Annotated in this window: 12 protein-coding genes; 3 read left to right on the top strand and 9 right to left on the bottom strand. The window is 40.8% G+C overall.

Features of this window, described 5'->3' with window-relative positions:
* Window positions 1–11 precede the first annotated feature (11 nt).
* The 6 genes from D7322_RS25100 to D7322_RS25075 form a co-directional block, all read right to left on the bottom strand.
* Window positions 12–620 (bottom strand): LuxR C-terminal-related transcriptional regulator, encoded by a 609-nt coding sequence (locus tag D7322_RS25100; protein WP_121126928.1) that lies wholly within the window; start codon window positions 618–620, stop codon window positions 12–14.
* Window positions 621–1,095: 475 nt separating this feature from the next.
* On the bottom strand, window positions 1,096–1,956 hold the full coding sequence (rfbA, locus tag D7322_RS25095) for a glucose-1-phosphate thymidylyltransferase RfbA (RefSeq protein WP_121126927.1): 861 nt from the start codon (window positions 1,954–1,956) through the stop codon (window positions 1,096–1,098).
* A 76-nt stretch (window positions 1,957–2,032) separates the two neighbouring features.
* Complete coding sequence (rfbD, locus tag D7322_RS25090) at window positions 2,033–2,890, bottom strand: dTDP-4-dehydrorhamnose reductase (RefSeq protein WP_121126926.1); 858 nt, start codon at window positions 2,888–2,890, stop codon at window positions 2,033–2,035.
* Window positions 2,891–2,977: 87 nt separating this feature from the next.
* Entirely contained in the window at window positions 2,978–3,529 is a 552-nt protein-coding gene (rfbC, locus tag D7322_RS25085; protein WP_121126925.1) for a dTDP-4-dehydrorhamnose 3,5-epimerase, read from the bottom strand.
* A gap of 2 nt (window positions 3,530–3,531) precedes the next feature.
* Window positions 3,532–4,587, bottom strand: coding sequence for a dTDP-glucose 4,6-dehydratase (gene rfbB / locus D7322_RS25080; protein ID WP_121126924.1), 1,056 nt, complete (start codon window positions 4,585–4,587; stop codon window positions 3,532–3,534).
* Between the two features lie 193 nt (window positions 4,588–4,780).
* Complete coding sequence (locus D7322_RS25075; protein WP_245971461.1) at window positions 4,781–6,757, bottom strand: polysaccharide biosynthesis protein; 1,977 nt, start codon at window positions 6,755–6,757, stop codon at window positions 4,781–4,783.
* Window positions 6,758–7,145: 388 nt separating this feature from the next.
* Between D7322_RS25075 and D7322_RS25070 the strand changes: the two genes are divergently transcribed.
* Window positions 7,146–7,943 (top strand): tyrosine-protein phosphatase, encoded by a 798-nt coding sequence (locus tag D7322_RS25070; RefSeq protein WP_121126922.1) that lies wholly within the window; start codon window positions 7,146–7,148, stop codon window positions 7,941–7,943.
* Window positions 7,944–8,247: 304 nt separating this feature from the next.
* On the opposite strand, the gene D7322_RS25065 is transcribed toward D7322_RS25070, so the two are convergent.
* From D7322_RS25065 to D7322_RS25055, 3 genes are all read right to left on the bottom strand, one after another.
* Entirely contained in the window at window positions 8,248–9,072 is an 825-nt protein-coding gene (locus D7322_RS25065) for a helix-turn-helix domain-containing protein (RefSeq protein ID WP_121126921.1), read from the bottom strand.
* Window positions 9,073–9,221: 149 nt separating this feature from the next.
* Window positions 9,222–10,817 (bottom strand): FimB/Mfa2 family fimbrial subunit, encoded by a 1,596-nt coding sequence (locus D7322_RS25060; protein ID WP_121126920.1) that lies wholly within the window; start codon window positions 10,815–10,817, stop codon window positions 9,222–9,224.
* Window positions 10,818–10,861: 44 nt separating this feature from the next.
* Window positions 10,862–11,047 carry a hypothetical protein gene (locus tag D7322_RS25055; RefSeq protein ID WP_108635179.1) on the bottom strand — a complete coding sequence of 62 codons (186 nt, stop codon included), beginning with the start codon at window positions 11,045–11,047 and terminating at the stop codon, window positions 10,862–10,864.
* Window positions 11,048–12,227: 1,180 nt separating this feature from the next.
* On the opposite strand from D7322_RS25055, the gene D7322_RS28640 reads away from it, so the two are divergent.
* Together D7322_RS28640 and D7322_RS25045 are read left to right on the top strand one after the other, a co-directional pair.
* Window positions 12,228–12,374, top strand: coding sequence for a hypothetical protein (locus D7322_RS28640; RefSeq protein WP_183078842.1), 147 nt, complete (start codon window positions 12,228–12,230; stop codon window positions 12,372–12,374).
* A gap of 38 nt (window positions 12,375–12,412) precedes the next feature.
* Complete coding sequence (locus tag D7322_RS25045) at window positions 12,413–14,287, top strand: fimbrillin family protein (protein ID WP_121126918.1); 1,875 nt, start codon at window positions 12,413–12,415, stop codon at window positions 14,285–14,287.
* The last annotated feature ends 39 nt before the right edge of the window (window positions 14,288–14,326 follow it).

The raw sequence follows: 14,326 nt of genomic DNA, 5'->3' as shown, positions 1-14,326 counted from the left end.
GTAACGAAATCTTAGGCTGTCAATTGGGCGATCAGCTCTCCTTTGCTGTTGATCTGAAGCTTTCGGTAAATTCGTTTGATGTAAATCCGCACCGTATCCAATGAAATGGTATATTTTTGAGCGATCATTTTGTAGCTCAACCCCTCGATGATCCCATTGGCAATCTGGAGTTCCCGTGCAGTAAGCAGGTCTTCAATTTTTTTTGATTTAAAACTTTGCTCGATCAGGGCTCTATTTACGCCCGGACTTACAAAGGATCCTTCGTTTAAGGTAATCTTAATTGCAGCAAGAAGCGAATCCATGCAGGTTTGTTTCAATAGGTATCCGACAGCACCGTGTCTAAAGCAACTACGTACAGTCTTGACATCGCAGGTGTTGGTTAATATCACAATTTCAGTTTTGGGAAAAATACTTTTCACATGTTCGACGATCAGCGGCTCCTGGTGTTCAATATCCAGGATCAGCACATCCGGTGCGGTCATGGCCCGGTCCACCCGACCCTTGCCGATATCAAAAATAACTTCGATCTGATTTGCCGCTACTTTATTCTTGCTGTTAAGTACACGCTGGGTTTCTTGTCTTGCGTGTTCGTCACTATCTATGATGCCTACAGTAATCATATGTTTGTTATTATTCCGTATTATAATCAGTCATATGCGCGCTGATATCATGTTCTGAGCACAACTCATGTCAATTCGAATCATGCGAGCACAATTTAGATCAGATTCTATCGTATTTGTATCACTTCAAAAACAACTAATAAAAAAGAATTGTTTTATAAAAGAAAAAAACCATAAATATATTAGAAATTTTTTTCGACATAAGACGACAAGCCTATTGGCAGTAAAATCGCGATAAGGAATACATAAGTGCACAGGGAAAGCGGATTGAGACTTTTCATAAGGTATAATTGCGTTTGTATAAAATGGATTATATGCAATTATAGCTATTTTTGAAAGAAAACCAAAGGTTCTCTTTTTAATTTTATTGAATTACGGCAAAAAAAATATCCTGTAGAAGATTCCGCGTAAACAGGATCCATACCACAGGACTATTTTATAAATGGTTGTCGGTGATGAACATCGTATCAAGTGATCATTTAACAATATGTTTCAGATACTCACCATATCCAGATTTGCACAAAGGCTCAGCAATAGTAAGCAACTGCGCCCTATCAATATAGCCCATGCGATAGGCAACCTCTTCAATTGCACCTATTTTCATCCCCTGACGCTCTTCGATCACCTGGACAAACTGTCCTGCCTGCATTAAGGACTGTATAGTCCCCGTATCCAGCCAGGCGGTACCGCGATCAAATATGCCGACTTTTAATTTGCCCTGGCGCAAATATTCTTTGTTGATATCCGTAATCTCCAGCTCTCCCCGCGCTGACGGCTTGATACTTTTTGCAATTGCCACGACATCGTTGTCGTAAAAATAAATCCCGGGAACAGCATAGCTGGATTTTGGCTGATTGGGTTTCTCTTCGATAGAAACTACATTTTTCGCAGCATCAAATTCGACTACGCCATAACGTTCAGGATCCTGTACAGGATAAGCAAATACGACACCGCCATCAGGATCTGCGCAGGATTGCAATAGTTTCGATAGCCCTGATCCATAGAAAATATTATCGCCAAGAATTAATGCGACCTTGTCGTCACCGATAAACTCCTCCCCCAATATAAAGGCCTGCGCGAGGCCATCGGGGCTTGGCTGTTCCTTGTATTCAAAGCGACAGCCCAATTGGGAGCCATCTCCCAACAACTTTTGAAAGTTTGGTAAATCCTGTGGAGTCGAGATAATCAATATCTCGCGGATACCTGACAACATAAGCGTAGACAATGGATAGTATATCATTGGCTTATCGTATACGGGCATTAATTGCTTACTCACGGCGAGCGTTAAAGGGTGCAAACGGGTTCCCGATCCACCGGCTAATATAATTCCTTTCATTTTTATCCAGCTATTCGTATTGAGACTTTCGTATTTAAAATTTGGCTGTATAAGCCTTCAGCTTAATAATCTTTTTCTAATTTTTAATTTCCTCGGCCAGCATTTTAGCCAGACTTAGCTTCCAATCCGGTACAGCTATGTCAAAGGCTGCCTTAATCTTCGATTTATCAAGCAGTGAATACTTTGGCCGTTGCGCAGGTGTAGGGTAGGCACTCGTCGGAATTGGCTTTACCTGACAATCAAACGAACGGAAATCCCGTATTGCTACAGCGAAATCATACCAGGATATCTCCCCCTCATTGCTGTAGTTATAGATTCCGGCTTTCCAGTCCGGTGCATCAGCGATTTTCAAAATCGCCATCGCCAGATCTTTTGCATACGTCGGGGTACCGATCTGATCATTGATCACATTTACCTGATCGCGTTCGGCCATTAGACGACACATCGTCTTGACAAAATTCTTCCCATAAGCAGAATACACCCAGGATGTCCGGATAATAATCGACTCGGGACACCATTTCTGAATAGCCCGTTCCCCGGCAAGTTTGGTCTGTCCATAGACATTGATCGGTGCTGTCGGTGCATCTTCGTTTAGCGGAACAGCAGAATTACCATCAAACACATAATCCGTTGAAACCGCGATCAGCTTGCTGCCATGGAGGCGACAGTATTGTGCAATCTCCTCACAGGCTAAATGATTGACCAAATTAGCTGTTTCATATTCTTCTTCGGCTTTATCTACGGCCGTATAAGCGCCCGCATGAATAATTAAATCGGGCTGATACATGGCCAAAATATCCTGGATCAGGATAATCTGATCCAAAGGTAATTGTTTACGGTCCAAAAAGTAGCACTCTTTTTCGGTATCATTGACCAATAATTCATACAATTCAGATCCTAGCTGTCCGGAAGCGCCGGTAATGACGATTTTCATCAAAATCTTTTTTATGGTTTAAGCATCCTGATCTGTTTATCCCCTCCGAGCAGGAGCATGTATGTCGGTCAGCACGCTATTGTTATATTACAATTTATTGGATAATGCGACGAAGCTTTGTGCCTCTTTGTCTTTCTGGGACAAGATCATCTGTTCCGCTGGAATTTGCCAGTCGACCGCCAGCTGCTGATCTAATGGATGTACACCATCTTCCGCTTCTTTGTTATACTTATTGTCACATTTATAAGCGAATACCGCATGCCCGGACAATACTGAAAATCCATGTAAAAACCCACGTGGAACAAATAGCTGCTTTTTATTTTCCGCGGAGAGCTCCACGGCAACATACTGCCCATAAGTAGGGGAGCCGGGCCGAACATCAACAGCGACATCCAGTACGCTGCCCTCCAGTACACGGACCAATTTTGCCTGTGCATGGTCTCCGGCTTGCATATGCAATCCCCTTACAACACCAAATTGAGATTTCGACTGGTTATCCTGCACAAAATGCGGATTATAACCTAAGATGGTAGCCAGTCTGTTTTCATTATAAGATTCAAAAAAATAACCTCTTTCATCTTCGAATACCACAGGCTCCAAAATAAAACAACCGGATAGTTTCGTTTCTGTATATTTCATATTTAAGCGCCGTGATATTGATTATTATAATAGTGCTGATAGTCTCCCGTAGTCACATGATCCAGCCATTCCTGATTGGACAGGAACCAGTCTATCGTCAGCGACAGGCCCTGCTCAAAAGTTACTGACGGACTCCAGCCCAGCTCTGCATTTATTTTACTTGCATCAATCGCATAACGCAGGTCATGGCCCGGACGGTCTTTCACAAAGGTAATCAGGGAAGCTGCCGTCCCCTGTTCCCGACCTAATTTGACATCCATTTGTCGGCAAAGCTCCTTGATCAGGTCTATATTCTGCCACTCGTTAAAGCCCCCCACATTGTACGAATCGCCATCTTTACCTTCATGAAAAACCAGATCAATCGCTTTGGCATGATCGATCACAAAAAGCCAGTCGCGCGTATATTTACCGTCTCCGTATACAGGCAATGGCTTATCGTGTAAAATATTATGAATGCACAACGGAATCAGTTTTTCAGGAAAATGATTGGGTCCATAATTGTTGGAGCAATTGGTCAGCACAATCGGCAGTCCATAGGTATCGTGATAAGCACGGACAAAATGGTCCGAGCTCGCTTTGGAAGCCGAATATGGTGAGTGAGGATCATATTTGGTGTCTTCCGTAAAAAAACCGGATTCTCCCAGCGCGCCAAATACCTCATCCGTAGAAACATGATGAAAACGTTTTCCCCCAAAATTATCCTTCCAGATTGCATGGGCAGCATTCAACAGATTTACTGTCCCGATCACATTGGTCATCACAAATGCTGTCGGATCTGCAATAGAACGATCGACATGGGATTCTGCCGCCAAGTGAATCACACCATCCGGCTGATATTGTTTAAAAACAGCATTCATCGCTGCCTGATCCGTAATATCCGCTTTGACAAAGGTATAATTCGGACGATCCTCGATATCTTTCAAATTTTCAAGGTTGCCGGCATATGTCAGGGCATCCAAGTTAATAATCTGATAATTTGGATACTTTACAACAAATTCACGAACGACATGGGATCCGATAAATCCTGCGCCTCCTGTGATTAAGATCTTTTTATTCATATATCTTGATTATAGACAGCGTACCGTTCGAGTTAATCTGTCCAACATTATTACCTTAATTAAATAGTTCGCTAAAATTAGGTTGATTTTTGCGAATTGGCAAGTTTTAATCGATGGGGATAAGCATAATATACACAAAAGTCCCGTCAATGGGACTTTTGTATATATTATGCTAAGATTGCTTTACCTAAGTTTATGCTTTCTTAATAAGCGAATAAACGGGGACATCATTTATATACTCCTGTTCAATCGTGCTATCCAACGCTTCGTACTCTGAATTTTGAGATTTAAATTCCGGAACAATACGCTTCATCGCTGCCACCAATTCCATAAAATCCGGCAGATGCTGATCTGCATCCACAATCTGCTGGCAGACCGCATTGATCCGTTCAGCCTTCAGGATAAGTTCATCGTGTTTTACTTTGGCAATCATAATTTTCGGATGATGTGTTTTTACCGTATTTTCATTATTGGCCAAAAGCTCTTCATAGATCTTTTCCCCCGGGCGCAGGCCTACGATCTTGATGTCAATATCTTCGGGATAGCGGTAACCTTTCAGTTTGATCATCCGTTTGGCCAGATCCATTATTTTAACGGATTTGCCCATATCGAAGACAAATATCTCACCGCCTTTTCCCATGACACCGGCTTCCTGTACTAGCTGACAGGCCTCAGGGATAGTCATAAAGAAACGCGTAATTTCGGGATGTGTCAGGGTCAATGGGCCACCGCTTGCCATTTGTTTCTCAAAGAGCGGTATGACCGAACCATTTGATCCGAGCACATTACCGAATCGAGTAATGATAAAACTAGTTTCGGCCCTTCCGCTGCAGCTACTCACATAGATTTCAGCCATTCGTTTTGTTGCCCCCATCACATTTGTCGGATTGACAGCCTTATCCGTCGAAACCATCACCATTTTCTTTGTACCATACTGCATGCATAGATCAGCGACATTCTTACTTCCAAGTACATTTGTCTGAATGGATTCGTAGGGATTGGCTTCCATCAATGGCACATGTTTGTACGCCGCAGCATGGAAAACAAGATCCGGCTTATATTGTGCAAATATATTTTGCATAAAAGCGTAGTTGCGGACATCCCCCACAATGCAATGCAGATGTTCAGGTTGTGTCGCTTTTATCGACTGTTGGATATCGTATAGTGCAGATTCCGCCTGATCCAATAGGATCAACTTTTTATAATGACGTCTTGCGATCTGTCGGGCTAGCTCCGAACCAATGGATCCAGCCGCTCCCGTGACCAGGATCACTTTACCGTTCATTTCTTCTTCAATCTCCGGGTGATCCAGCTTAATGGGCTTGCGACCGAGCAAATCTTCAATTTTTAAAGGGCGTATCTCCCGTTTTGCGCCGGAGTTGAGCAAGATCCTTGCCGATGGCATAATTTTAAGTTCAAGCCCGATATTCTGAAACCAGTCCGAGACATATTCCAACCGTTCGGGGTCATTGTTTTCCACGGCAATGATTACCTGCGTAATTTCGTGTTTACTGATATACTCCTTGGTAATTTCGGTAATATCCTTTATTTTCAATCCTGCAAGGCGTTTTCCGATGCGTGAAACCTTATCTTCTACAAAGGCGACAACCTGGTACTTGATCCGGGGATCTTCTTTCAACAAAGAGAAAGACACCAGCCCGGGACGTGAAGCTCCAAAAATCAACACATTTTCTCCTTTTCTTGCGGGCAGGAACAGATACTCAAAAATCGTCCGGTATACCACGCGCGCCCCTACCATGATCACCATTAAAATACAGGCCTGCATCGTTAATACCCCGTACGAAAGACGAAGGTAATCATCCTCTACTGTCCCCTTTTCGAAAACAGCTCTAACCACCAGGGTCAACAACATCAATGTGATATAGGCAGAGGTGACCGTTTTAAATATTTTTATGGTATCCCGAATTCCTGTCTGACGCACGATTCCCCTAAAGGTATTATAACACAAAAACATAGCGAAGTACACTGGCAGTACGAGCACAAGTTTCTTCAACATAAGTGCCACATCAAAGACACCTTTGAAATTATTGACTACGTAGTTTGAAAATATATAGCTCGCCAATACAAACCACATATCAATGAGCAAAATGACCCACCGAGGATTATCCTTTCGCAACCGTTTTCTTAAATCCCATAGAGATCCCATCATAGCTTCCTTCTCTTTTAGTTTATTTCTTTACCGTCGTATTTATTTTGAAGTCCGTACAACGCATATGGCTTATTTCAATTTCATAAAAGATGACCAAGATACTTAAAATTTAACAATCATTTGGACCTTTTTACTAAAATAACAATAACGACGGGTGCCATGTACGCGCTATTCGCATCATCGTGGAGTAAGCAACTATTATACCGAAAATATTACAAACAGCAATAAAAATTAAAAAATCCTCAACATAAGGCTTTTCAAATTTATTATTATTCAACAAAATTCATTCTTCCTTGCATTTTATCCTTCTTCATAAACGCTAAAACTGGCATATTGTTTGTAAAACATCCTATAAAACAGACAAAACCATATACTTGAATCAGCTATTATGAATTTTTTTACCAAAATATTCAACTCTAAAAAGTCGCCAGCGGTCCGACCTTTGGCCCAGCTGGAATTTTTGGAAGTAGACATGCACAATCACCTTTTGCCCGGTATTGACGATGGGAGCAGTTCAGTAAAAAATTCAATAAGCTATATTCAGGCCTTACAAAAATTGGGATTGAAGAAATTTATCTGCACCCCGCATATTATGGCCGGCGTACATCCCAATACCAAATCTACGATTGAAGCGGCACAGACGGCCTTAATCAGCGGTCTTAAAGACATCGGAAACGATACTCCGATTTTTGCGGCGGCCGAACACATGATTGATGACGGCCTGGCATCCCTTGTTCAACAGGATGAACTTTGCATTATACCCGGCGGTTATGTGCTGATCGAGATGTCTTATCTGTCCGAGTCCAAAGCATTATTTCATACCATTCGGGATATTCAAAAACTGGGCTACAAACCTATTTTAGCGCATCCCGAACGTTATAATTATTACCATAACAATTTCAATATTTACAAGCAGATCAAGGACGCGGGCTGTTTATTGCAACTCAATTTACTTTCCCTCAGCCGATACTATGGCGTTGATGCAAAAGCAATTGCAATGACTTTATTAAAATCCGGCATGTATGATTTTGTGGGCACGGACCTGCATCATGAGCGACATCTCGAAGCACTACAGAAAATCGCAGAAAAATATCCGGTGCGTGAAATGTTAAAAACTTCGCCGATCCAGAATCAAAGCTTGGCAGATCATTTCAACAACAGTAAATCCCAGGGCATTGCCGGCTAAAAAAATACAGGTTACCCCGCACCATTAAACAGCAAATCATCTGATAATTGACCTTTTTTGGCTTCACTTTTAACAACGATTGACGAATTACAGGATCAGCATTCCTCCCGCTTGCAATAAAATTATTGCATTGGCGGGTGACGATCGGTATAAACACATAAAAATGCAGGTATCCTATGACACCTGTATTTTTATGATTTTCATAAGGCGTGCAGGGTGTTTGACTAACACAAAAATACAATGTCAAATAAGGCGAAAAGTATGAATTTCGGTCTAAAAAGTATAAAAACAGGAGCGAATAAACTTATCCTTGCCAGCGCTTTCGGTATTCTTTTGGAGTTACGCCGGTTTCCTTCAAAAAAAACGTACTAAAATTATTTACATTGGTATAGCCCAGTTCCCAGGCGATTTGCTTAATACTGAGCGAAGACTCCACCAATGACTTTTTACTCACGCGCAACAATTCGCCAGTAATCACATCTTTTGGTGTAATTCCAAGCACTTCATTTGTTAAACTGGTTAGTTTTTTACTACCTATATTGAGCACGCCGGCATAATACATCACCCGTTTCTCCTTTTTTACATTTTTTTCTACGAGATCCTCAAAGCGGCGTACCAAATCCATATTATACCCCAACAGCTCACCCGGCCCTTTTTCTTCCATGTAAATCGCTGCGAGCAAAACCACTTGCTTCACAATATTATGTGCCAGGTCACGATAGATAGCCTGGTTATAGTTTTGTTTGGAGAGCTTGAGCTGCAGTCCAACAAACTCGTAATAAGTCGCGTATTCCTGAGGGACATTTAGCACCTGATAGGTATACTGTCGTCTGTCAAATGATTTAAAACTACGGATAAATGAAGCATCGATGTCTGTACGTGCAAAAAAATTCTCAGAAAAGTAGATAATTAAAAAAGCACGCCGCTCTTCCGGATCAAATGCAATTTTAACTCCCCTTGGCACCAGAACGAGACTGTATTCGTCTACCTCAACCATTTTTTTATCAATCTGAATCCGGCAGCCACCTGCCGACACAAAAAGGACGGTATAATTGTCTGTTGCCATTGCATCAGCAATAGCCGAAACCTCCCGCTCTATTCCGATCACACGATGAACTCCAAATTCCATAATTTCCAATTATCCGAAAATAACACCCTGAAAAATCAGCAGCGTAGGCCAAGCGAATTTAATAAATAATTTGGAACGAAAAAAAACGCCTTCCCAAAAAGGAAAGGCGTCTCCGTTAAACTTATTATTCAAATAGATCTTTCAGTATCTTAATTTCGTACACAACGCACCTGCACAGCATCACCGGATCCAATTCCATTAATCTGACAGTCCCAACCAATACTTCCTTTGGATCCACCCATTTCAAATTTTTTGTATCCACCGCCATTAGCCGTAATCAAATAATAAGCTTTATTATTCTCACCGTTTAATGTATTAGACGTGCTATATTGACCAGCAAATAACATAAATAAATACTGATCTCTTGCCGCCCCAGGATGATTATATACACCATAGAACATTCCCATCTTGCCCCCAGCGTTACCACTAAATGTATCTACCCATCTAGCTGCCGCATCGCTACGTTGATTTTCAGCACTATTGGGGTTTGTCCTTTGGATCAATGCACTAGCCTCCTGCTCAGTTGGCAATCTCCAAGTATTACCATCCACCAATTTGCAAGGGTCACCTGCCGCACCATTTCGCTCTCTTGAAGGAGTTTGGTAAATCCAAGGATCCTTTGTATTGGATGTCGGAATAAATTTAGGCAACACATAATCAGCAAAGAAATAATCGCCGGCTGCATTATTCGCTTCTGCAAAGCCATACTTGCCCGTATTTGGGTTGTAAACTAAATTTCCAAGTCCCCAAGTACTACCACCGATATTTACGTCAATTGGCCTTTTCAAAGTGATATCCAACTGATATTTCACACCAGGTTTAAGGTTCCATCCCCCTTTGGTTAAATTCTTTGCAACACTTCCAGCGATTGAAACTCCAGACAATACTATTGTTCCATTTGTTGTAGCAGCGGTTGTGATGTAGGTAGAATCCGAATTGATTACTGTTCCATTGGTATTTTTAAGATTGAATGCTACCGGATTTGCAGCCCCAATAAAGGTCAATGCACCATTTGTAAGCGACACATCAACAGCTGCACTGGAAGGAGCAATTGTTGCCCCCGCAATACTGCTTACTGAGCCCAACTGCGAGGCGTCAAATTTCAGTGTCACCTGTGTAAATAAATGCGCCAGATCAGCATTCAATAGATTCTGTCCATCTTTAACCTCAAATGGAACCTGAGCTAACATAAAGTCCTTATCGGCAGTTAGACCAGCGAAATTCACGGTGTTCAGCTTCGATCCAGGGGCAATTGAAGGCAACGTCTTATTGGTACCGGACGCATAAATTACGAAAGTATATTTTCCTTTTTCAATTGCAAAATCCTGCGTACCATTTCCCTGTGTAAAAGATTTTGTTTCTTTATAGTCACCCGCTGCATCAAAAATTGCAACATAATAAACAGTACCTTGTTTCAATGCTTTCTGATCAGTACCTGTCGAAACGGTAGCCGCACGGTTAGATGCTTTTAATCCCTGCGCCGCTGCGGTTTCAGCGGTCAACGTCGCCACCAATGTATATTGATTGTCAAACGGAATTTCTACTGTTTGTGCAGCCGAAGCATAAGAACGACCAACTGAAGCCGCTTTTACCGGACCTTCTGGCGCAAACGCCTGCCCTATATCTAAACGTACGCTTGATCCGTCCGGAATGACCACGCTATTATTATCTTTACTACATGATGAAATAAAAATTACGCATGCCAAAAGAGAAGATAAACCGAATTTTGTCGTAAACCTGTTCATAAAAATGATTGTTTATATCACTATTAATTTAATTATCCTAAATACTACCACTCTACATCCTGACTTTGCGTCTCTGTCTGCCAAGATTCGGTCATCGGACCACTAACAGAACCTTGATTGGAACCTGCAGCAACGCTGTATTCCAGTTCTACATGTAACGCATTCACACAAGGAGTTTCATAAGGAAGACGGCCATTTAGGTTAGCCAAATTTTTTGTGTTCGTTTTCATTTTTTATATTTTTAATGTTCTAAAGCAATTTATGTTTGTGTAATTTATACACACTACAAAAAATATTCTATCTAATTAATAAACAGATATTTATCATAGAATAATATGACACTTCCAAATCAAAAGTTGCACGAAAGTAGATAATATTCGAAAGGGACCAAAGAGATTCGGATGATGATTATTTTCCTGTAGCTAAAGCACTACAAGCCAACTTAAAAACGACTATTTGAATGACATTTACATGAGAATTAAGGTAAGATCCTCGAGAACTCGGCCACGGGAAAGAGATGGCCGCAATTTTTAGAACGGATTAGAAAATGAGGTTTAGCTATGAACCGAAATCGAGGAATTCAAAGCATATTAATTGCTTAAACACTTTAATTATTATGAAAATAAAAAACAAAGAACAGCAAAAAAATACAGGTCGATATATATTTTTCTAAAACAACAAATACATACCATAACCATTGCTTATCAATAAATACACAAGAAAGCAAGCCGCTCTATATTTTAGTTTAAACAGAAGTGATTAGTATTAAGAAATTGATTAGCTATATTAAAACATTCAATATACACCAAAGAAGAATAATCAAGCACGTGGATACCGAAAATATAGACTACCGAGAACTAACTATTCAAACATGTTAATTATAAAACAAATAATCACCGATAAAATATGAATGAAATTTAAAACAAAACACAAACTTCTTTGTTGAAGCAGAGTATCACTGTCATGTGATGCAATAAAAAGTATTAAAAAACACCGCTATTTTACATTAAAAGACAGTTATATAAAAAAGAGACAGACAATAAATCGATGAAAAGGAAACATGTTTAAATATCAAATGAATTTTATGTTAGAAAATAATTTACAATTTTTTTTTGCACAAGTTGATATTTAATCGTAATATTACAATTCAAAATATATTGTACTTAGCCAAACTAGGAAAAAGTAGTAAACATATATAAATTTATAAAGGCATTAATAGGAATATTATATCAAATTGGCACCGCGATAACAACAACATTTGTCTGTACGCAGAGACAAATAGCTTATCAAAACGTCAATTTCTAAATTTTTAACAATGATAAATTAAATTGTCCATTAATTTTTAAACCCCATGTTAGCAATAGCATGGATTATCCAAATAATATTATCATGAATAAGAACGCAAAAAAAATGTACGTTGCTCCGTCCATTAAGGAGCACGTTATCGAGCTTGAGCAAGGCATTGCTGCAGGTTCACAAGCTCAACCGGGTTCGACTCCACAATCGAACGGCTGGGGAGCTGGAGTAGATGAAACCAATAACGGTGAAGCATCTTAGGAAGTATTGTAATTCATTAACAAACAGAAAAGCACAAAATGAAATTTCTACAAAAAAGGGGAGCTTACTGGGTTGTCGCAATGGCAATACTTGCAATACCCGGTTCGTTAATAACGAGCTGCTCCAAAGATTCAAAAACAGAAATTGTTGACACGAAAAGCGACAAATTGACCATCGCTGTAGGCGGGATTAAAACCAACAATGATGAGGGTGTAAAGCGCATGGGAGTTTCCTCTTCCACTAAAACCACACCGCCAAAAATTTATTCTTTTTCCGATGTTGACATGGCGGTCTCCATAGACAATACAGTTCCTGTAAAAACCAGCAATACTAGTGCAGCGCGATTAAATGGTACGGCAGCCGATGCTGCTCCCGGTGTTACGGAGAATATGGAACAAGATACAAAATATGTCGTGTACATCTACTCTGGAAGCACATTAGTTGCAGCCAAAGAATTGCAATCCGGTTCAGCAGGCACTATTGACGGGCTCGATCCTGCGAGCTCTTATACTTGGGTAGCACTCTCTTACAACTCAAAAGATGACGCACCGTCATTAACGCCAGCTAGTGGAGCAATCGCACTTCCGCAGAATAAGGATATCTTATACGCTTCAGGCACAGTTAACTTAGCAACTAGCCCGAGCATCAACATCTTATTCAATCACGCATTTTCTCGCATTGGTATAGAACTAAATACCATCGGTGTTTTCGGTAATATGACAGGGACGCCGACGTTATCAGTGTCAGGTTTGAATTTAGCGACAGGAAGTATCAATCTACTGACCGGTGCAGTTACTGCGGGCGCTACATTTACACCAACACTTAGCTATGCGGACTTCAAAAATATTGACCCATTGTACAATGACGCTAAAATTGCGTACGTGTATACTGCTTCAACCGCAGCACAAAGCGCTATCTCCGTACAATTGCAAAACTTAACCGTCAACCATGTGGACGGAGGTTTACCTCGTACCTATTTCGCTTCAGCTACAGGTTTTAATTTTTCGGTCACACCTGAATTAGGGAAAAGTCATCATTTGTTGCTAAATGTTGTCGAATCACCACTGATCACTGGAACTGGCACTAATGCTGTAAAATGGAGCCGTTCTAACTTATATGATAGAGGCGGTACCGATCCTCTCCGTAATTTTGCTTTCTATGCGACAAATGAACAAAGAAGTAGAGCTGATGGCTATTTTTCTTATGGATCTTTGGTAGCTGCAAGATTCCCATCCACTGCTGCACAAAAAGGAGACCCATGTACAAGAGTATATCCTCAGGGATTTTGGAAACAACCTACCGGCACTCAAGTATCAACATTAACTTCTTCAACAGGAGTATTAAATAATGTTTTGAATCTTGTAGGCACATTGTTGGGAGCTGCGGATCCAGCACCGGAATCTTCCGTTGGAACAAATGGTGGCAATCACGCACAATATGTGATTACCGGAGGTGGAACAACTGGCACAAACGCCTTCGGATCTTCCACTTCAAATTTAAACAATATGCGCATTTTCTATAATGGACAAATTGTTAATACAGCCTTACTTTCACAGATTGGTTCTAGTGGACAAGGATTATTAGGATTAGGACTATCAACACTTAATGCCGATCTATTGGGCTTCAGAATTATTGGAACGAGTATAGACATTCTTGGCGACAGCTATAATACCTCAGCAGCATTCTGGACGGATTCCCCCGTATTAGCGGGTCCTCTTTTAGATCTTTTAGGCACAAGAGTAGGTTATTATGGATATCATGCCTTTACAACAAGACGTACCTTCCTTGGCGCACCTTTTGGAGATCCATTTGTAAAAGCTTCAACAACAGCTGAAGCCCTAAACGTCGAGCTAGTAGGTTTAGACCTATTACGGACCACATTTAAAAACGTTCGTTGCGTACGTACCAACTAAAATAATAAGGTATTTTTTACACCTCATATCAGATGGCGG

The sequence above is a fragment of the Sphingobacterium puteale genome (assembly GCF_003627955.1).
Lineage (GTDB): Bacteria > Bacteroidota > Bacteroidia > Sphingobacteriales > Sphingobacteriaceae > Sphingobacterium > Sphingobacterium puteale.
This window is presented reverse-complemented; position numbering and strand designations above follow the sequence as displayed.

Coding starts and splice junctions, on each gene's coding strand:
- D7322_RS25065 (WP_121126921.1), bottom strand. CDS start 9,072: ATGGAATTTGGAGTTCATCGTGTGATCGGAATAGAGCGGGAGGTTTCG.
- D7322_RS25060 (WP_121126920.1), bottom strand. CDS start 10,817: ATGAACAGGTTTACGACAAAATTCGGTTTATCTTCTCTTTTGGCATGC.
- D7322_RS25100 (WP_121126928.1), bottom strand. CDS start 620: ATGATTACTGTAGGCATCATAGATAGTGACGAACACGCAAGACAAGAA.
- rfbB (WP_121126924.1), bottom strand. CDS start 4,587: ATGAATAAAAAGATCTTAATCACAGGAGGCGCAGGATTTATCGGATCC.
- D7322_RS25070 (WP_121126922.1), top strand. CDS start 7,146: ATGAATTTTTTTACCAAAATATTCAACTCTAAAAAGTCGCCAGCGGTC.
- rfbD (WP_121126926.1), bottom strand. CDS start 2,890: ATGAAAATCGTCATTACCGGCGCTTCCGGACAGCTAGGATCTGAATTG.
- D7322_RS28640 (WP_183078842.1), top strand. CDS start 12,228: ATGTACGTTGCTCCGTCCATTAAGGAGCACGTTATCGAGCTTGAGCAA.
- D7322_RS25055 (WP_108635179.1), bottom strand. CDS start 11,047: ATGAAAACGAACACAAAAAATTTGGCTAACCTAAATGGCCGTCTTCCT.
- D7322_RS25045 (WP_121126918.1), top strand. CDS start 12,413: ATGAAATTTCTACAAAAAAGGGGAGCTTACTGGGTTGTCGCAATGGCA.
- D7322_RS25075 (WP_245971461.1), bottom strand. CDS start 6,757: ATGATGGGATCTCTATGGGATTTAAGAAAACGGTTGCGAAAGGATAAT.
- rfbA (WP_121126927.1), bottom strand. CDS start 1,956: ATGAAAGGAATTATATTAGCCGGTGGATCGGGAACCCGTTTGCACCCT.
- rfbC (WP_121126925.1), bottom strand. CDS start 3,529: ATGAAATATACAGAAACGAAACTATCCGGTTGTTTTATTTTGGAGCCT.